At 73.3% G+C, this 18,112-nt stretch carries 13 protein-coding genes, 1 tRNA gene and 1 other RNA gene; 5 read left to right on the forward strand and 10 right to left on the reverse strand.

Annotated features, from left to right (window positions below):
- Positions 1-66: 66 nt before the first annotated feature.
- From EAO71_RS18155 to ffs, 5 genes are all read right to left on the reverse strand, one after another.
- Positions 67-1,527, reverse strand: a complete 1,461-nt coding sequence (locus EAO71_RS18155) for a N,N-dimethylformamidase beta subunit family domain-containing protein (protein ID WP_147978670.1) — start codon at positions 1,525-1,527, stop codon at positions 67-69.
- A gap of 179 nt (positions 1,528-1,706) precedes the next feature.
- On the reverse strand, positions 1,707-3,593 hold the full coding sequence (locus EAO71_RS18160) for a M48 family metalloprotease (RefSeq protein ID WP_147978671.1): 1,887 nt from the start codon (positions 3,591-3,593) through the stop codon (positions 1,707-1,709).
- 216 nt (positions 3,594-3,809) lie between these two features.
- Complete coding sequence (gene purD / locus EAO71_RS18165; protein WP_147978672.1) at positions 3,810-5,060, reverse strand: phosphoribosylamine--glycine ligase; 1,251 nt, start codon at positions 5,058-5,060, stop codon at positions 3,810-3,812.
- 61 nt (positions 5,061-5,121) lie between these two features.
- Positions 5,122-7,080, reverse strand: coding sequence for a DNA polymerase III subunit gamma and tau (locus EAO71_RS18170; protein ID WP_147978673.1), 1,959 nt, complete (start codon positions 7,078-7,080; stop codon positions 5,122-5,124).
- Between the two features lie 36 nt (positions 7,081-7,116).
- Positions 7,117-7,215: signal recognition particle sRNA small type (gene ffs / locus EAO71_RS18175), an RNA gene on the reverse strand.
- 108 nt (positions 7,216-7,323) lie between these two features.
- On the opposite strand from ffs, the gene EAO71_RS18180 reads away from it, so the two are divergent.
- The 3 genes from EAO71_RS18180 to EAO71_RS18190 all read left to right on the forward strand — a co-directional run bounded on the left by EAO71_RS18180 (position 7,324) and on the right by EAO71_RS18190 (position 10,588).
- Positions 7,324-7,411, forward strand: a tRNA-Ser gene (locus tag EAO71_RS18180).
- 270 nt (positions 7,412-7,681) lie between these two features.
- Positions 7,682-8,956: a M23 family metallopeptidase gene (locus tag EAO71_RS18185; RefSeq protein ID WP_147978674.1), complete on the forward strand. Its 1,275-nt coding sequence runs from the start codon at positions 7,682-7,684 to the stop codon at positions 8,954-8,956.
- Positions 8,957-9,316: 360 nt separating this feature from the next.
- Positions 9,317-10,588, forward strand: coding sequence for a chloride channel protein (locus EAO71_RS18190; protein ID WP_399755165.1), 1,272 nt, complete (start codon positions 9,317-9,319; stop codon positions 10,586-10,588).
- 1 nt (position 10,589) lies between these two features.
- On the opposite strand, the gene EAO71_RS18195 is transcribed toward EAO71_RS18190, so the two are convergent.
- The 3 genes from EAO71_RS18195 to EAO71_RS18205 all read right to left on the reverse strand — a co-directional run bounded on the left by EAO71_RS18195 (position 10,590) and on the right by EAO71_RS18205 (position 12,999).
- Positions 10,590-12,029 carry a DUF2252 domain-containing protein gene (locus tag EAO71_RS18195; RefSeq protein ID WP_147978675.1) on the reverse strand — a complete coding sequence of 480 codons (1,440 nt, stop codon included), beginning with the start codon at positions 12,027-12,029 and terminating at the stop codon, positions 10,590-10,592.
- A gap of 10 nt (positions 12,030-12,039) precedes the next feature.
- Positions 12,040-12,486 carry a DUF6325 family protein gene (locus EAO71_RS18200; RefSeq protein ID WP_147979373.1) on the reverse strand — a complete coding sequence of 149 codons (447 nt, stop codon included), beginning with the start codon at positions 12,484-12,486 and terminating at the stop codon, positions 12,040-12,042.
- A 90-nt stretch (positions 12,487-12,576) separates the two neighbouring features.
- The gene (locus EAO71_RS18205; protein WP_187282700.1) at positions 12,577-12,999 is read right to left on the reverse strand and encodes a DUF7144 family membrane protein; all 423 of its coding nucleotides are present in this window, start codon (positions 12,997-12,999) and stop codon (positions 12,577-12,579) included.
- A gap of 260 nt (positions 13,000-13,259) precedes the next feature.
- Here EAO71_RS18205 and EAO71_RS18210 point away from each other — a divergent pair, with 260 nt between their 5' ends.
- Entirely contained in the window at positions 13,260-13,547 is a 288-nt protein-coding gene (locus tag EAO71_RS18210; RefSeq protein WP_147978676.1) for an SHOCT domain-containing protein, read from the forward strand.
- Between the two features lie 274 nt (positions 13,548-13,821).
- On the forward strand, positions 13,822-15,447 hold the full coding sequence (locus EAO71_RS18215; protein ID WP_147978677.1) for a right-handed parallel beta-helix repeat-containing protein: 1,626 nt from the start codon (positions 13,822-13,824) through the stop codon (positions 15,445-15,447).
- Here the strand turns inward: EAO71_RS18215 and EAO71_RS18220 are convergent.
- Positions 15,378-16,799 carry a UDP-glucose dehydrogenase family protein gene (locus EAO71_RS18220; protein ID WP_187282701.1) on the reverse strand — a complete coding sequence of 474 codons (1,422 nt, stop codon included), beginning with the start codon at positions 16,797-16,799 and terminating at the stop codon, positions 15,378-15,380. The two genes, EAO71_RS18215 and EAO71_RS18220, sit on opposite strands and share 70 nt — an antisense overlap.
- Before the next feature lie 137 nt (positions 16,800-16,936).
- Positions 16,937-18,082, reverse strand: a complete 1,146-nt coding sequence (galE, locus tag EAO71_RS18225; RefSeq protein WP_147978678.1) for a UDP-glucose 4-epimerase GalE — start codon at positions 18,080-18,082, stop codon at positions 16,937-16,939.
- Between the last annotated feature and the right edge of the window lie 30 nt (positions 18,083-18,112).

An 18,112-nucleotide genomic window follows, 5' to 3' on the forward strand; every position in this document is an offset into this window, starting at 1 on the left:
CGTAGGTTGATCCAGGAGCGCTTCGATTCTCTCGCACCCGGACGCGGGGTCGGTGCCCGGGCCCGCTCAGTCCCTCTTGCAGATGCGGTCGAGCAGGTTCGCCGTGGCGCGCTGGATCCGCGCGTCGACGTGGCCCGGGCGGTCCAGGGCGGGCGACCAGGCGAAGGTGCCGGAGGCGAAGACCCAGGCGCCCGACGGGGACCGGTAGAGGGAGGTCTCCTGGTGCCGCAGCGCTCCCTCGCCGTCCGTGTAGGGCGAGTGGGCGAGCAGGATGCGGCCCTCGTGCTCGGGGAGCGCCGTCCGCGGGAAGTAGCGGTCGGCCTCGCCGGCGACCAGGCCCGGGATCTCGTCGCCGTCCCCGGCGCCGGTGGCCTCCCAGAGCCAGTGCTCGGCGTTCCGCACCACGAGCGGGTGCGGTTCGGGCACCCTGCCCGCGTACTGGATGCCGAGCAGCTGCTGCTCGGGGCGGTCGACCTCGCGCCACAGCGCCGGGCGGCCGGGGCCGCGGCGCTTGCGGCAGGTCAGCAGCCGGTCCGGGACCCCGGACGGCGAGGGGCCGAGTTCCACCTGCCAGTACATGGTGTTGGCGGAGAGGAACACGAGGGACGTGCCCTGCTCGCGGGCCAGCTCGACCGTCCGGCGCATGGGGACGGACCAGTACTCGTCGTGGCCGGGGAAGACCAGGCCGCGGTAGCGGGTGGGGTCGACCCGGCCGGCGTGCAGGTCACGGGTCTCGGCGTAGGCGAGGTCGTAGCCGTAGCGCTCGGCCCAGCGGATGAAGTCGTAGGCGTGGCCGACGTGCAGGGGCAGTCCCGCGCCCGCGTAGGGGCGGTCGAAGGAGACCGTCGTGGCCGCGTCCTCCTCGCCGAGGAGCCGGCCCTGCTCGTCCCACGCGTGGTAGAGGCTGGCACCGGTGCGGCCGTCCTCCGGGTAGAGGTTGTACGCCTGCCAGGTCACGTCCGGCAGCACCAGGAGCAGGTCGGCGGGGTGGTCGTCGCGGACCGTGAACGGGATGTGGGAGCGGTAGCCGTCGGCGGTGGTGAGGACGGCGACGTAGGCGCCGATCGACCAGTACGACGGGATCTGGAGGCGCCAGGACTGCCACCAGTGGTGGCAGGAGACGGTGCGGTCCGCGGTGAGGGGGGCCGGCTGGACGATCCCGGACAGCCGCGGGCTGGTGGTGATCTTGGCGGCGCCGTCGCCCGCGTAGTGGCCGATCCGGTAGACGTCGACCGAGAACTGCTGCGGCGGGTCCACCGTGATGTGGAAGTCGATCGCCTCGCCGGGGGCCGCCGCTCCGACGGAGGCGAAGCCCTTGATCTGGCTGCGGACGTCGTCCGCGGTACGGGGTCCGCCCCCGGCCCCGCGGGCCAGGGCGGTGTCGGCGTACCAGGGGACGACCTGGCCGGTGTCGTCGAAGTAGTTCTCCGACCCGCGCAGCCAGGGCAGCGGGCCCTGGCCGAAGGGGTCCGAGACGGCATGGGCGAGCGCGCCCGATTCCCACCGCCTGATGTGCTCCGCCCCCATGCCGCGCCCCTCCCTCGACTCCCCCGGTCGGTCGGCGACCGTTTTCGGCCGTCGTACGTATGGCTCTTTCGGCCCCTTGTCAGTGCCGGTCCCCAGCACATCACATAACGCACGCACTCCGTCACCGTTCGTCGCGAATTGACGTGAACGGAAGACGGTCTTCCGCCGGGGCGGATGGTTCAGACGAGGCGGACGGGCTTCTCGGGGCGGACGCCGGTCTCGGCGAACCAGGCGCGCAGCGGCTCCGGGTCGCCGTCCTCGACGAGTGCGAGGACCCGGGCGGTCAGGTCCGTGTTCCGCCGGCCGCCGACGAGGAGCGCCGGGCCGTCGAGCCAGTCGAGCCCGGGAGCGGCGCCCGCGGTGTCGACGGCGGCGCAGCAGACCATCGCCGTCACGTGGTCGGCGAGCAGGTCGCGTCCGGTACGGGGCGGCTGCAGCGGGAAGAGCGGGAGCGGGTCCGTCCCGTCGTCGCGGACGCCGCCGTGCGCGCCCGGCGCCTCCGCCGGCGGCTTGGCGGCCTCCTCGCGGGCGACCTGGGCGGTCAGCGCGGCGGCGAGGGCGTCGGAGGCGGGGTGGGCGGCCGCGGGCTCGTCCGGCTCGTCGAGGCCGACGGCTCCGTGGAGATCGTCCTGCTCGCCGGTGCCGACGGGCCCGTCGAGGCCGGCGGGCCCGTCCGGTTCGGCGGCGGCCGCGCGCCCGGTGGTGGCTGCCGCTTCGGCGGCGGCCACGCGCTCGGTGGCCGCGGGTTCGGTGGCCGCGAGCTCGGCGGCCGCGCGCTCGGAGGCGGCCGCTTCCGAGGGAAGGGCCAGGTGGGCCATCACGCGCGTCAGGGTCGGCCCGTCGGAGGAGGCCGGTTCGCCGGGACCCGCGGCGCGCACGCCCAGCTGGTCGAGGACCCGGTGGAGGCGGGCCGCGTCGGCGCGCCAGGTGCGGTCGACGACCTCTTCCGGGTACTGGTCCCAGTCCACCGGCGACCAGTCCGGGCCGTTCTCCGCGGGACCGCCGTGGAAGAGCCGGGCGGCCAGCAGCGAGGTGGCCTCGTCCACGGCCCCGGGCTCCTCCAGGAGGTCGCAGGCCGGCCGTTCGCCGAGGCGGGTGGCGAAGTTGTCGGCGAGGCGGTCGCGTCGCGAGAGTTCGGTGAGGGCGCTGACCACGCCCACGTCGAGGCGGGAGGGCCAGCGGCCCATCCGCCAGGCGGGCAGCGCGACCCGGGTGAGCAGCCGGTCCCAGCCCGCGTAGGCGAGGCCGACCTGCTCCTGCGCCACGATCCGGATGCCGTAGTCCACAGCCTGTGCACGCTCGGAGCCGGCCGCGGCGACCCCGCGCTCCATCTCCAGGGCGTGGCCGCGGCAGCTGCGCAGCAGCACCCGGGCGACCCGGCCGATCCCGTGCGCGCCGAGCCGGCTGACCGGGTCGAGCCCGGCCCGGCGGGGTGCGGCGACGGCGGCGTCCAGACCCTGCACGAAGCGGCGGGCCGCGGCTATGTCGGGCTGGGCGGCCGGACCCGTGCCGGCGACGACGGGGGCGAGGACCGCCCGCAGCTCGCCGACCCTCATCCACCACAGGAAGGGCGAGCCGATGACCAGGACGGGGGCCTCGGCGGGCCGGTGCGCGCCGTGCGGGCCGCCCCGGTGCGCCGGGTGCGTCCGGTCCTCCAGCCAGCTGTCGCAGTCCGGGGTCAGGGCTATCGCGGAGGGTGCGGGGACCCCGAGCCGGTCGGCGAGGTCCCGGACCATCCGGTAGAGGTCGGGGGCCGAGGTCTCGGCGAGTTCCACCGTCGGCGTGACGGCGGGCCGGGCACGGGCGACGACCAGCGCGACGGCCGCCGCGGCGAGCAGGACGACCAGTGCGAGCACCGTCGTCACCCAGCGGGCGGCGTCCCAGCCGGCCCCCGTGAAACGGCCGGTGACGCCCCCCGCGTACAGGATCACGGCCGCGGCGGCGGGGAGCAGCGCGGCCCCCAGTGCCCTGCCGCGGACGCGGAGCACGGCGAGGGCCCGGGTGCGCGCGGCGCGCGCACCCATCTCCTCGCCGGGAACGGAACCGGTACCGGACACGCCGTACATCACCCCCTCCTGCCCTGGTCGGGACTGCCTGTGGCGGTGTTGCTCACTCCCCCACTGTGGCACCCGCCACGGACATCGCAATGCCGGTGGGCCAAGTGCCGGAACGCCTGCGCCGCACCCTAGTTGGGGCTTCGGCGGGCGTCATCCGGATGGCTGAGCCGTCACTCGATGGAATGGCTTTGGGCAAAGGTGATGACGATCAGGCCGGGAAGGGGTTCACTCCCCCGCGGCCTTGCGGGCGATGTCCGTACGGTGCTGCGAGCCGTCCAGACGGATCCGGCCGACCGCCGCGTACGCGCGCTCGCGGGCCTGCGTCAGGTCCTCGCCGGTCGCGGTGACCGACAGGACGCGTCCGCCGGCGCTGACGACCGCGTCGCCGTCCAGCCGGGTGCCGGCGTGCAGGACGTACGCGTGCGGGGCGTCCTGCGCCACGACCTCGTCGAGGCCCTCGATCGGGTCGCCGGTCCGCGGGGTGCCGGGGTAGTTGTGCGAGGCCACGACCACGGTCACGGCCGCCTCGTCACGCCAGTTGAGCGGTGCCTCGTTGTCGAGGGTGCCGTTCGCGGCGTTCAGCAGGACACCGGCCAGCGGGGTCTTCAGACGGGCCAGCACGACCTGCGTCTCGGGGTCGCCGAAGCGGGCGTTGAACTCGATGACCCGCACGCCACGGCCGGTGATCGCCAGCCCCGCGTACAGCAGGCCCTGGAACGGCGTGCCGCGGCGGCGCAGCTCGTCGACCGTCGGCTGCAGGACACTGCCCATCACCTCGTCGACCAGCTTGGGGTCGGCCCAGGGCAGCGGCGAGTAGGCGCCCATGCCGCCGGTGTTCGGCCCCTCGTCGCCGTCCAGCGCGCGCTTGAAGTCCTGCGCGGGGCTCAGCGGGAGGACGGTGACGCCGTCGGTGATCGCGAAGAGGGAGACCTCGGGACCGTCCAGGTACTCCTCGATGACCACGCGGTCGCAGGCCAGCGCGTGGGCGCGGGCCTCGGCCAGGTCGGAGGTCACCACGACGCCCTTGCCGGCGGCGAGGCCGTCGTCCTTGACGACGTACGGGGCGCCGAAGGCGTCGAGCGCCTCGTCGATCTCGGCGGCGGTGGTGCACACGTAGGAGCGGGCGGTGGGCACGTTGGCACCCGCCATGACGTCCTTGGCGAACGCCTTGGAGCCCTCCAGCTGCGCGGCTTCGCGGGACGGACCGAAGCAGGGGATGCCGGCCGCCCGGACGGCGTCGGCGACACCCGCGACGAGCGGTGCCTCCGGGCCGACGACGACCAGGTCCGCCTGGAGGTCGGTGGCGAGGCGCGCGACCGCGCCGCCGTCCAGTTGGTCGACGGGGTGCAGCTCGGCGACCTCCGCGATTCCGGCGTTGCCGGGCGCGCAGTGCAGAGCGGTGACGTCGGGATCGAGGGAGAGAGAGCGGCACAGGGCATGTTCGCGGGCGCCGCCGCCGATGACGAGGACCTTCACGCCAGCCAGGGTAGCCCGCGGGGCGGGATGCCCCTTGTGCGGGCCACCGAGCGAGACGCCCCTACTCGTTCGTGTATTCCTCCACAACCGTGGCGCCGAGCTCGCGCACGATCAGCTCGTGACCGGAGAGCGCGGAGTCGACGAGGTCGGGGTCGTCCTCCTCCGGCACGTCGTCCTCGGGCGCGACGGGCGTCGGCGCCTGACGTGCGGGCGGGGCCGACGGAGCCGACGGCGACTGCTGGGGCTGCTGATACGACGGGGGTCCGGCAGGCTGGGCGGGCGCCTGGTGCGCGGGCGGTCCGGCCGGGGGCGGAGCCTGCTGGAAGGACGGCGCGGGGGCCGGCGCGGCCTGCGGCCGTCCGCCGCCGAAGTTGGCCGCGGCGGGCGGCGGCGCGGAACCGCCCGAGGGATCGATGATCGCCTCGATCTTCCACTGGACGTTGAACTGCTCCGCCAGGGCCTGCCGCAGCACGTCCTCGCTGCCGCTGCTCGCGAAGTTGTCCCGGGCACCGGCGTTCAGGAAGCCGAGCTGGAGGGTGGTGCCGTCGAAGCCGGCGACCTGGGCGTTCTGGCTGAGCAGGATCCAGGTGAACCGGCGGCGGTTCTTCACCGCCTCGAGGATCGACGGCCACATGTTCCGGATCTGGGCGGCACCCTGACCGGCCCCGCCCGCGGGGGCGGCCGGGGCCGCGGGCTGCGCGGCGGCGGGCGCCGGTGCGGGAGCGGCGGGCTGCGCGGGCGCGGCGGCGCCGGGCCAGGCACCGGGGGCGGCCGCGCCCGGCCAGGCACCGGGCCGCGGGGCCTCGCTGGGCGGTGGCGTCCGGCGCGCGGGCGCCTCCGGTGCGGGCGGCGGCGTGGGGGCGACGCCGCGCTCCAGGCGGTCGATCCGGGCCAGCAGCGAGCGCTCGTCGTCGAAGGCGGCGGGCAGCAGCACCCGCGCGCAGATCAGCTCCAGCTGGAGCCGCGGCGAGGTGGCGCCGCGCATCTCGGTCAGTCCGCTGTTGACCAGGTCGGCCGCCCTGCTGAGCTCGGCGGCCCCGAAGACGGAGGCCTGGGCCTGCATGCGCTCGATGACGTCCACGGGGGCGTCGATGAGCCCCTTCTGCGCGGCGTCGGGAACGGCGGCCAGGATGACGAGGTCGCGCAGCCGCTCCAGCAGGTCGGCGACGAAGCGCCGGGGGTCGTTGCCGCCCTCGATCACCCGGTCCACGACCTCGAAGGCCGCCGCGCCGTCACCGGCGGCGAACGCGTCCACGACGGAGTCGAGCAGCGACCCGTCCGTGTAGCCGAGCAGGGACGTCGCCATGGCGTATGTCACACCGTCCTCGGCGGCGCCGGCGAGCAGCTGGTCCATGACGGACATCGAGTCACGCACGGAACCGGCACCGGCGCGCACGACGAGGGGCAGCACGCCGTCCTCGACCGGGATGCCCTCGTGTCCGCAGACCTCGCCCAGGTAGTCCCGCAGGGTGCCGGGCGGCACGAGCCGGAAGGGGTAGTGGTGCGTCCGCGACCGGATCGTGCCGATGACCTTCTCGGGTTCCGTGGTCGCGAAGATGAACTTGAGGTGCTCCGGCGGCTCCTCGACCACCTTCAGCAGGGCGTTGAAGCCCGCCGAGGTGACCATGTGCGCCTCGTCGATGATGTAGATCTTGTAGCGGCTGGACGCCGGCCCGAAGAACGCCTTCTCCCGCAGGTCACGGGCATCGTCCACACCACCGTGGGAGGCGGCGTCGATCTCGATGACGTCGATCGACCCGGGCCCGTTGCGCGCGAGGTCCCGGCAGGACTGGCACTCCCCGCAGGGCGTGGGCGTGGGCCCCTGCTCGCAGTTCAGACAACGGGCGAGGATGCGCGCGCTGGTCGTCTTTCCGCATCCGCGCGGCCCGCTGAACAGGTACGCGTGATTGACCCGGTTGTTCCGCAGGGCCTGCTGCAGCGGGTCGGTGACATGCTCCTGCCCGATGACCTCGGCGAACGACTCGGGGCGATAGCGGCGGTACAGCGCGAGAGACGACACGCCTACGAGGTTATAGGCGCCCACCGACAACCCGGGAACGCAAGCGCCCCCCACGCACCCGCCAGAGCCGACCTACCCTTGCTGCCTTCCGGCCCTGGGGGAGTTCAGTCAGATAGCGCCACGTGAGGGGCTGCGCCCAGGGTACCCGATCCCGGGGGCGGTTCCATCCCCCGATCCCCACCCCGGGAAGCCGCTCCGGATCACGTTCGCGAGCACCCCTCAGCGTCTTGTATTGTTTGCCGCGGAGGATTCGCCTAGTGGCCTAGGGCGCACGCTTGGAAAGCGTGTTGGGGGCAACCCCTCACGAGTTCGAATCTCGTATCCTCCGCCAGTGCCTCACCGGGCACGATGTCGAAGGGCCCCGCTGCTTGCAGCGGGGCCCTTCTTCGTTTCCCGGACCTCGTCGTCCCTGCGTGCGGCCCCCAGAAGCTGCCGGGAGGGAGGACTCCGTGGCCGACGCGGCCGGACGGGTGCAGTTCGGCACCCGACCCCGGCGCCCTCCGCCCGGAGCGGCGCGCCGCCGGATTACATGGGCCTGCGCCTCGGTGCGGGGCGTGCGGGCGTCCTTCACGGCCCCGGATCCGACGAACGAAAGAGCGCAATGGCAGAGCGCGACCCTCGCAACCGCACTGGCCGCAGCCCGCTCCTCCGCGGGCTCGCCGCTGCCGTGCTCGCGGCAGGCATGCTGGTGGCCTCGGTGGGACCCGGATACGGGACCGGCGCGGCCACTCCGGCGCCCGGCGCACAGTTCACGCCGTTGACGGCGGCGGTGATGACCCGACCGGCGCCGTTCGTCGCCACCGACGGCAAGACGCACCTCTCGTACGAACTGCTCACCACGAGCGCACTGTCCAGCAGCACGCCGGTGCGGCTCGACCGTGTCAGCGTCCGAGACGCCCGCACGCACCGGGTCGTCGGCTCGCTGAGCGGGCGGGCGCTGGCCGAGGCCGCCAATCCGGTGGGTGACCCCCTGCCGGGTGCGGACGGGTACACCCCGGCGCCACCGGCACCGACGCCGACGGTCATCAAGGGCTCCCAGCAGTGGATCATCTGGCTCGACCTGATCCTCGACCGCGGTCAGCCGGTGCCCAAGGCCCTCGAACACCATCTCTCCGGTGCGGTCCTGCCCCCCTCCGGCCCCTCCGCCTTCGAGGAGACGGTGCAGACCACCCGGACCGACCGCACTCGGCCGTTGAACCTGGGACCGCCGGTCCGCCCCGGCACCTGGTACTCCAGCGAGTCGTGCTGCGGCAACACCCACCACCGACGCGGCCTCGCGCCGATCAACGGCCGCTTCGACGTGCCGCAGCGCTTCGCGATCGACTGGTACCGGGTCGGCGAGCGGGGGCAGACCTGGGAAGGCGACCCGGCACAGCTCACCAGCTACCTGAGCTACCGGCAGCCGGTGGTGGCCTCGGCCGGCGGCAGGGTGGTGGAGGTCCAGGACGGAATCCCGGACAACCCGCCACCCGTCACGCCGCCCACCCCACCGATCGAGGACACCGTCGGCAACCACGTCACCCTGGAGGTCGCGCCGGGCCGCTATCTGCTCTACGCCCACCTGACACCCGGCTCGCTCAAGGTCCGGGAGGGCGACCGGGTCGAATCCGGCCAGGTCCTCGGGCTGATCGGCAACAGCGGCAACTCGACCACGCCGCACCTGCACTTCCAGGTGACGACGACAGCCGAGTTCTTCCCGACCGACAGCCCTCCGTTCACCTTCCGGAAGTTTCGGGTCGTCGGACAGGTCGAACCCCGGATCTGGGACGACAACGTGGGCCTGCAGCCGACCGGCGTCCTGCCGATCACGCGCTCGCCGTACGAGGGCCCTCACCGTGCGCGGTACCCGCTCGACCGCGAGGTGCTGGAGTTCTGACCGGACTCCGGTCCGGCCGTGGTCCTGGAGCCGCCTGAACAACCCGCGCGAACGTCCACGGACGGCTCGGAACCAAGAAGGGCCCCGCTGCGATCAGCGGGGCCCTTCGACATCGTGCGGCCCCCCGCCCCGGCCCTTTCGGCGGGCCGGTCGACGGCGCGGCGTGGCGGCCGGAGATGGGCGGGCGGGCCGATAGCCTCGGGCCAGTCATGGGGGGAACGCCTGTCGAGTCGCCCATTCCGGGAGGGCCCCATCTCCGCAACGAAACCTCCGGCGACACCGTCCGCACCGGCGGGTCAGCCGCGCGAGGCCGACGAGCTGCAGGCCATACTGCGGCGGCCCGAGTACCGCAGGGCACTGGTGTTCTGCGGGCTGATCGGCATCCCGGTCTCCCTGATCGCGTTCTGGTTCCTCGTCGCGGTCACCGAACTGGAACAGCTGATCTGGACGGACTGGCCGCGGGACCTCGGCTGGGACAAGCCGCCCTGGTGGTGGGGGTTCCCCCTGCTGCTGGTCGCGGGCGTGGTCGTCGGGCTGGTCGTCGCCCGCCTGCCGGGACGCGGCGGGCACCTCCCGGCGGGCGGCCTGCACGCGGGCGGCATCACCGCGAGCTCGCTGCCCGGGGTGGTCATCGCCGCCTTCTTCAGCCTGCCGCTCGGCGCCGTCCTGGGGCCCGAGGCTCCGCTGCTCGCCCTGGGCACCGGACTCGCCCTGCTCTTCGGTCGCCTCGTGAAGGCGCCCCAGACACAGGCGAGCACGATGCTGCTCGGCGCCGCCGGCTCCGCCTCCGCCATCTCGGCGCTCTTCGGCAACCCGCTCGTGGGCGCGCTGCTGCTGATGGAGGTGGCCGGCGTCGGCGGACCGCAGCTCTTCGCCGTGATGCTGCCCGCGCTGCTGTCCAGCGGGATCGGGGCGCTGGTGTTCACCGGCTTCGGCCGCTGGACCGGCCTGAAGCCCGCGAGCCTCGACATCGGGCTGCCCCCGGCTCCGGTGCTCGACACCGGGGACGTCCTGTGGACGCTGCTGATGGCACCGGCCGTCGCCCTGCTCATCCACGGGGCCTTCGTGGGCGGCCGCTACGCGGCCGGCTTCGTGGCGAGCTCGGTGTGGACCGTGCGGAACACCACGCTGTGCGCGCTCGGGACGGCCGGCTGCCTCGCCCTGTACGCGGTCGCCACCGGCCGGTCGCCGGAGGAGGCCGCCCTGTCGGGTCAGGCAGCCCTGGGCGAGCTGGCGGCCGACCCGCACTCGTGGTCGGTGGGCGCGCTCGTCGCCGTCCTCGTCTTCAAGTCGCTCGCCTACATGCTCTGCCTGGGCAGCCTGCGCGGCGGTCCCGTCTTCCCCTCCCTGTTCCTGGGCGGGGCGGCCGGCGTGCTGCTCTCGCCGCTGCCCGGCTTCGGGCTCGTCCCGGCCATGGCGGTCGGCATGGCGGCCGGCGTCACGGCCGGCCTGCGGCTGCCCGTCTGCGGCGTCGTACTGGTCGTGCTGCTGCTGGGCAACGTGAACGCGGTCCCGGTCGTGGTGCTGGCCGCGGTCATCTCCTTCGTCGTGGTGGAACTGCTGCCGCAGGGGCCGGAGATCCCGCCGTTCGCGGAGCGCGCCGCGCGGAAGCCCCGGCCCCGGAAGGGCTGAGTCAGGCCGCCTCTGCCCGCACCCGGCCGGCCCGGACGGCGTCGAGCAGGGCCTGGTGGTCCTTCTCGTTCTGGTCGGCGTACAGCTCGGCGAACGTCGCCAGCGCGCGGTCGAAGACGTCTCCTCCGCCCAGGTAGGAGGCGATCGCGATCCGGTCGCCGGACCGGGCGTGGGCACGGGCCAGGGTGGCGCCGCACAGGGTGCCGAACAGCTTCATCCGCTTCGGCGACAGGTTCTCGGCGACGACGATGCCCTTCCAGTCCCGCAGCTGCCGCACGTAGAAGTCGCGGCGCCGGCCGTCGATGCCCTGGAGGCGTTCCCAGCCCAGGAAGATGTCGCTGGTGGCCTGCATCAGCCGCTGGCCCGCGACGACGCGTTCGCCCTGGGTGCGGAACGCCCCGGGGCCGGCGTACGGCGCGAGCACCGACTCGTCGGCCTCCTTCGCCTGGAGGAACAGCGGGTCCCGGTCGTCCTTGCCGAGGAGCAGCACGATCCAGCAGCGGGTGCCGACGCTGCCGACCCCGACGACCTTCCGGGCCATGTCCGCCACCCGGTAGGACTCGAGCAGGAAGCGCCGGTCCGAGGAGAGGCTTCGGCCGTACGACTCGATCAGGCGGCTGATCCGCTTCTCCAGGGCGTGGTGCTCGGCGTCCGGCAGCAGGTCCGCCAGGCGGACGAGCAGCGGCGGTTCGGAGGCGATCACACGTCGGCCGCCGACGACCCGGGTGAGCTTGTCGAACGCCTGCAGGGTGTCGTGCTCGCGGGCCTTGTCCCGCGCGCGCTCCCAGCGGTCCCGGTCCGCCGAGCCGAGCACCGGCGCGAACTGTCGCTGCAGGTCGTCGGCCTCGAACCGGGTGTACCAGACGTCGAGATTGCCCAGCCCGGCGAAGGCGCGCATCCGCTCCCGGTAGGACCGCACCGCCGCCCGCACCACGGAGGCCCGCTGCCGGTCGCTGAAGCCGTTGGCCCGCCCGGCGATGACCAGGCTGGCGGCGAGCCGTTTGACGTCCCATTCCCAGGGGCCGGGCAGCGTCTCGTCGAAGTCGTTGATGTCGAACATCAGGCGGCGTTCGGGAGAGGCCAGCAGCCGGAAGTTGAGCATGTGCGCGTCGCCGCACAGCTGCGCCGTGAGCCCGCTGCGCGGGGTGCCGGCGAGGTCCGCGGCCATGATGCCGGCCGCCCCGCGGTAGAAGCGGAAGGGGGACTCGCTCATCCTGCCGTAGCGGATCGGGACGAGCTCCTGGACCCGCCTCGCCGACTGGGCCTCGATGAGGTCGACCGGGTCCGTCCGCTGCGCCGACGGGGTGAACGCGGCGTGCGAGGAGCGGGGCGCGGCGGACCGGGCGGCCCTGCCGCGCGCCGCCCGTTCCTTCTCGGTGCCGTACCGGCCGCCGGGCGGCGGGACCGGCCTCTTCGGCTTCTTCGCCTTCTTCGCGTTCATGCGACCGGGCTCAGGAGGCGTCGGCGGCGCCGGCCGCCTCGGCAGCCTCGGCCGCCTCGAGGGAGGCGAGGAGGGCCTGGACGGGGATCCGGCCGGAGGCGACCAGCTGGGCGCCGCCGCGGCGCAGGGCGGCGGCGAAGGGGGCGGCCCACACGTTCTCGTAGATGAGCAGCCCGGCGGAGTTGCCGGGCTCCACCGCCGCCGCGGCCTCCTCCAGGTCGTCCTGGCCGAGCAGTCCGGAATGCACGCCCTCGAAGACGGTGAGGTCGAGTTCGCCGTCGCCGTCGAGGTCCGTGAGCTCCAGGGCGGCCACGGTGCCGTCCGTGTCCTTGGTGATGAACATCAGGTCGAGGATGCGGATCAGGCCGCGGTCCACGAGGTCGATCAGGTGCCCCAGTCCCTCACCGGTCATCCGGTTGCCCGGGAACTCCACGACCACGTAGTCGATGGGCCCCATCTCGTCGATGCGCTCGGTCACGGCGTCACCTCTCGTGCGTTGGTCCCCCTGTTGGCGAATCCCCCGCACCGGTCTCCCGGTGACCCCGTGTCAGACCGCCGTGTCCCTGGCCGTGCCGACGCACAGGGCCCAGATGACGAACCCGTCGATGACGATCAGGACGATGGCCCAGAAGGGGTAGTACGGCAGCCACGTGAAGTTGGCGAGCATCGCGACCGCCGCCACGGCGATGCCGATGATGCGAGCCCACAGCTTGCCGCTGAACAGCGCCAGGCCCGCGAGGGCCACGATGATGCCGATGATCAGATGCACCCAGCCCCAGCCCGTGAGGCTCCAGCTGAAGGTGTAGTTGCGGGTCGTGACGAACACGTCGTCCTCGGCGATGGCCGCGATCCCCTGGAAGATCGACATGATGCCGCCGAAGATCATCATGATCGCGGCGAACAGCGTCCATCCCGACACTGCCATTCCTCCGCCGGAGCCGGCACGCTGCGTTCCTGTCTGCGTCGCCATGGCGTACTCCTCTGGACGAGACCGACCGTCGGCGTCGATTCGGCCGACGGCTGCCCCCACGGGTCCAGCGTGCCACGGGTGGTCCGGGGCGGCAGTTCGGCACATCCGCGACAGGGCGTCACCGCCCCTTCGCCGCGCTGCGTCGCCGAAGGGGCGGTGGGAGAATGAGGCCGTCCCGGAGTGCCGGGTCCGTCCGGCGCCGGTTCGCGGAACGCCGCGGCTGCCCCCCGCAGCCGCACCGCGCGAGAAAGGACGTCACCATGCCAGGTCTCCTTCGCGGAGTGGCCCGCACCGCCGTCGTCGCGGGAACGGCGACCGCCGTGTCCAATCGTGTGTCGCGCCGCCAGCAAGGACGCTGGGCCGCCCAGGCGGGCTACCAGGAAGCCCCGCAGCAGGTGGCCGCGCCCGCGCCGCAGGAGGCCGCCCCGGCCGCCGACGACATGGGCGACAAGCTCGACCAGCTCAAGCAGCTCGGCGAACTCAAGGCGCAGGGAGTCCTCACCGAGTCCGAGTTCGAGGAGCAGAAGCGCAGGCTGCTGAACGGCTGAAACGGCCCGCGCGACAGGGCGACCACCGGCCCGGGCGGCAGCAGGGCCGTGGTCGGCCACACCATCCAACCATGGTGAAAGCACACAAGAGGATGTGAAAAACACGGTATTCGCCGTCATGTCACGGGCGTGACGTCCGTCCGGTTTCTGGCACCTTGATACGCGAAGTGCGGGATCCGAACGGAATGGGGACGCCGGGATGATGCAGGAACGTCGAATCGCCGGATGGGATCGGCTCCCTCGTCGCCGCAGAGGCCTCACCCTCGCCGCCGGGGTGACCGCGAGCGCGATCACCCTCCTCACCGGCTGCGACGTGCTCAAGCCCTACACCCCGCCCCGGCCGGCCACGAAGGACTCCCTCACCTTCTACGTGAGCCCCGACGGCGACGACGAGAACGACGGACTGACCCAGAAGACCGCCTGGCGCACCCTCGACCGGGCCGACGAGGTGCCGTACAAGCCCGGCGACCGGCTGCGCCTCAAGGGCGGCGCGCGGTTCACCGGCGAGCTGACCCTCGGCCCCGAGGAGGCCGGCAGCGTCCCGAAACCCGTCGTGATCGAGTCGTACGGCACCGGGAAGGCCACCATCGCGGCCCGCGGCACGGCGGGCATCACGGTGCACAACACCGGCGGCGTGGAGATCCGGAACCTGGCGATCAGCGGCGACACCGCGTCGCGCCGCGCCGAGGACGGCATCAAGTTCTTCAACGACCTGCCGGACGGGAAGCGCCTGGCACACGTCCGGATCTTCGGCGTGGACGTGTCGCGCTTCCGCAACGGGATCAGCATCGGCGCCGCCGCGAAGTCCCTCGGATTCCGCGACATCACGATCGCCGACTCCGCGACGCACCACAACCAGAACGCCGGACTGGTCACCGTCGGACCTCGCTTCCGGGCCGACGACCCCTCCTACGCGCACGAGAAGCTCACGGTCACGAGCGTGCGGGCGTACGCGAACTCCGGCGACCCCAAGGCGCACGACCGCAACACCGGCAGCGGGATCGTCCTCGGCAGCCTCAAGGGCGCGACGATCCAGCGCTCCGCCGCCTACGACAACGGCGCGAACTCCTCCGCCCGCGCGGAGGAGGGCCCCGAGGGGATCTGGACGTACGACTCGACCCGCGTGGTGATCCAGAACAACAAGGCGTACCGCAACCGCACCGGCTCCCGTGTCGACGGCGGCGGCTTCGGTCTGGACAACAACGTGTCCGACTCGGTCCTCCAGTACAACCTGGCCTACGGGAACGACGGCCCGGGCTTCCTGGTGTACTCGGGCGAGCCGACCAACGCGCACAAGGACAACGTCGTCCGGTTCAACTACAGCTGGGACGACGCCCGCAAGCTGCCCTTCTACGGCGGCATCGTGGCCTACGGCACCCGCCTGCGGAACCTCGACATCCACAACAACACCGTGGTGCAGCGGTCCCCCGAGGGCTCCGAGCGGCCTCCGGCGCTGCGCCTGCGGGCCGGCATCAGCAACATCGGCGTCCGCAACAACATCTTCGTCACCGACGGCGCAGCGGTGGTGGACTCCGACACCCCGTTCACCCAGACCAAGGTCCGGCTCCAGGGGAACGACTACTTCACCACCGGCGACTGGAAGCTCGTCTGGGGCGAGGCCTCGTACACCAGCCTGGCCGACTGGCGGCGCAGGGCCGGGCAGGAGCAGCACGCCTCCGCTCCCACCGGCACCAGCGCCGACCCCTGCCTCGTCGACCTGGCGGCCCCGGTCACCGACCGGGCCGGAGCCGCCAATCTCGTCTCGACCTGCGCCGACATGGCGGGCGCCCTCCCGCTGCGCTCCGTCGGCGTCGACCCGGGCCCGGTCGACTACTTCGGCGAGCGGCTGAGCACCGCGCCCTCGGTCGGCGCCGCCGCGCCGCCGCGGTCGGCACCCTGACCCAGGCCGCCCCGCTGGGGTCCGGGCACCAGGGCCGGCGACGGCCGGCCCAGCGCCCGGACCGTCCAGCCCGACGCGCGCCACAGGCCCGCGTCGAGGTGGTTGCGGGCGTCGACGAGCCGCGGGGAGCGGACCACGCGGGCCAGCTTCACCGGGTCGAGCTCGCGGTAGTCGCTCCACTCGGTCAGGTGCAGCACCACGTCCGCGCCGGTGCAGGCGGTCGCCGGCTCGGTCTCGTAGCGCAGTTCGGGGTGGGCCAGGCGGGCGTTGTGCAGGCCCTCGGGGTCGTGGACCCGCACCTCGGCCCCCTCCCGGTGGATCGCGGCGGCCACGGCGAGGGCCGGCGAGTCGCGGACGTCGTCGCTGTTCGGCTTGAAGGTGGCGCCGAGCACCGCGATCCGCCGCCCCGCGAAGTCGCCGCCGACGAGGTCGCGGGCGATGTCGACGGTACGGCGGCGCTGGCGCAGGTTGATCTCGTCGACCCGGCCCAGGAAGCCGACCGCCTCCTCGACGCCCAGCTCACGGGCCCGCGCGGTGAACGCCCGGATGTCCTTGGGCAGGCACCCGCCGCCGAAGCCGAGGCCCGCGTGCAGGAAGCGGCGCCCGATCCGGGTGTCGTGGCCGAGCGCGTCGGCGAGGGTGACCACGTCGGCACCCGCCGCGTCGCAGACCTCCGCCATCGCGTTGATGAAGGAGATCTTGGTGGCGAGGAAGGAGTTCGCCGAGACCTTGACCAGCTCCGCGGTGGCCGGGTCGGTGCTGAGGTACGGGACCCCGGCCGCCAGCATCGGCGCGTACACGTCGCGCAGGGTGCGGTCGGCGCGCGGTGAGGTGACTCCCACGACGATCCGGTCCGGCCGCAGGGTGTCCTCGACGGCGAAGCCCTCGCGCAGGAACTCCGGGTTCCAGGCGATCTCGGCCTCGGCGCCCGGACGGGCCAGCGCCCGCAGGCGGGCGGCCAGGCGCGGGGTCGTGCCCACCGGGACCGTGGACTTGCCCACGATCAGGCAGGGGCCCGTCAGATGGGCGGCGAGGCCGTCGACGACCGCGTCGACGTACCGCAGGTCGGCGGCGTCCGAACCGGCCTGCTGCGGGGTGCCCACGCAGACGAAGTGCACCTCGCCGAAGGCCGCCGCCTCGCTGAGCGAGGTGGTGAAGCGGAGCCGTCCCGAGGCCATGGCCCGGGTCAGCACCTCGTCGAGTCCGGGCTCGAAGAACGGTGGTCGCCCTTCGGCGAGGGCCCGGATCTTCTCGGCGTCGACGTCGACGCCCAGTACCTCGTGACCGATGTCGGCCATGCACGCGGCGTGCACGGCTCCGAGGTATCCCGTCCCGATGACGGTCATGCGCATGGTGGTCTCCAGTCCTGCGAAGCTGCGGAAGAGTCGAGGGGTGTGGTCCGGGGGTCCCCGGGCCCGGGGGTCCGGACGGGAAGCCGGCTCGGGTCCGGCGGGGCGGCGGGCGCCGCGTCGCCACGGCGCGGACGGGGTCAGCCGGCCTCGTAGCCCGCGGGGTTGAGCTCCTGGAAGCGCCAGGCGTCCTCGCACATCGCCGCGAGGTCGCGCGTCGCCGTCCAGCCCCAGGCCGCGGCCACCGCCCCGGCGTCGGCGACCAGTTCGGCGACGTCGCCGGCCCGGCGTCCGGTCACCTCGTAGGGGATCGGACGTCCGGAGGCGCGCTCGAAGGCGCGGACGAGATCGAGGACCGAGGAGCCCACGCCCGTGCCCAGGTTGAAGACGCGCATCCCGCTCGCGTCCCCGAGGTGCTCCAGCGCGCGCCGGTGTCCCTCGGCCACGTCCACCACGTGGATGTAGTCGCGGACGCCGGTCCCGTCGGGCGTCGGGTAGTCGTCGCCGAAGACCGTCAGACCCTCGCGACGGCCCACGGCGACCTGCGCCAGGTACGGCATGATGTTGTTCGGGACGCCCCGGGGGTCCTCGCCCAGCCGGCCGGAGGGGTGCGCGCCGACCGGGTTGAAGTAGCGGAGCGCCAGCACGCTCAGCTCCGGCAGCCGGCGGCACATGTCGGCCAGCACCTGCTCGCAGATCCACTTCGTGGTGGCGTACGGGTTGGTCGGGGCGGCCGGATCCCCTTCCGTCAGCGGCACCTTGGTCGCGTTGCCGTAGATCGAGCACGACGAGGAGAACACCAGCCGGTGCACGCCGTGCGCGTGCATGGCCGACAGCAGGGCGGTCGTCCCGCCGACGTTGATGTCGTAGTAGGCGATCGGGATCTCGACGGACTCGCCCACCGCCTTCTTCGCGGCGAAGTGGATCACCGCGTCCACCGGATGCGCCTCGAAGACGGCGTCCAGCGCGCGCCGGTCCCGCAGGTCCGCGCGGTACACGGCGGCGAGCGGCCGCCCGGCGATCTTCGCGACCCGTTCCAGGGCCTCCGGGGAGCTGTTCGAGTGGTCGTCGACGACGACGACCTCGTAGCCGTTCTCCAGGAGTTCGACGCAGGTGTGGCTGCCGATGAATCCGGCACCACCGGTGACCAGGACCGTCGTGGGGGGCATGAGGGGAGTCCCTTCCGTGGGTGGCTGTGGCTCGTAGCCGTTCTCCAGGAGTTCGACGCAGGTGTGGCTGCCGATGAATCCGGCACCACCGGTGACCAGGACCGTCGTGGGGGGCATGAGGGGAGTCCCTTCCGTGGGTGGCTGTGG

The organism is Streptomyces sp. MS191 (genome assembly GCF_008042125.1).
Taxonomy (GTDB): domain Bacteria; phylum Actinomycetota; class Actinomycetes; order Streptomycetales; family Streptomycetaceae; genus Streptomyces.

Bases quoted from the DNA above. Each gene is read 5' to 3' on its own strand.
- EAO71_RS18205 (WP_187282700.1), bottom strand. From the start codon at position 12,999: ATGGCGACGCAGACAGGAACGCAGCGTGCCGGCTCCGGCGGAGGAATG.
- EAO71_RS18185 (WP_147978674.1), top strand. From the start codon at position 7,682: ATGGCAGAGCGCGACCCTCGCAACCGCACTGGCCGCAGCCCGCTCCTC.
- galE (WP_147978678.1), bottom strand. From the start codon at position 18,082: ATGCCCCCCACGACGGTCCTGGTCACCGGTGGTGCCGGATTCATCGGC.
- EAO71_RS18195 (WP_147978675.1), bottom strand. From the start codon at position 12,029: ATGAACGCGAAGAAGGCGAAGAAGCCGAAGAGGCCGGTCCCGCCGCCC.
- EAO71_RS18200 (WP_147979373.1), bottom strand. From the start codon at position 12,486: ATGGGGCCCATCGACTACGTGGTCGTGGAGTTCCCGGGCAACCGGATG.
- EAO71_RS18155 (WP_147978670.1), bottom strand. From the start codon at position 1,527: ATGGGGGCGGAGCACATCAGGCGGTGGGAATCGGGCGCGCTCGCCCAT.
- EAO71_RS18220 (WP_187282701.1), bottom strand. From the start codon at position 16,799: ATGCGCATGACCGTCATCGGGACGGGATACCTCGGAGCCGTGCACGCC.
- EAO71_RS18160 (WP_147978671.1), bottom strand. From the start codon at position 3,593: ATGTACGGCGTGTCCGGTACCGGTTCCGTTCCCGGCGAGGAGATGGGT.
- EAO71_RS18210 (WP_147978676.1), top strand. From the start codon at position 13,260: ATGCCAGGTCTCCTTCGCGGAGTGGCCCGCACCGCCGTCGTCGCGGGA.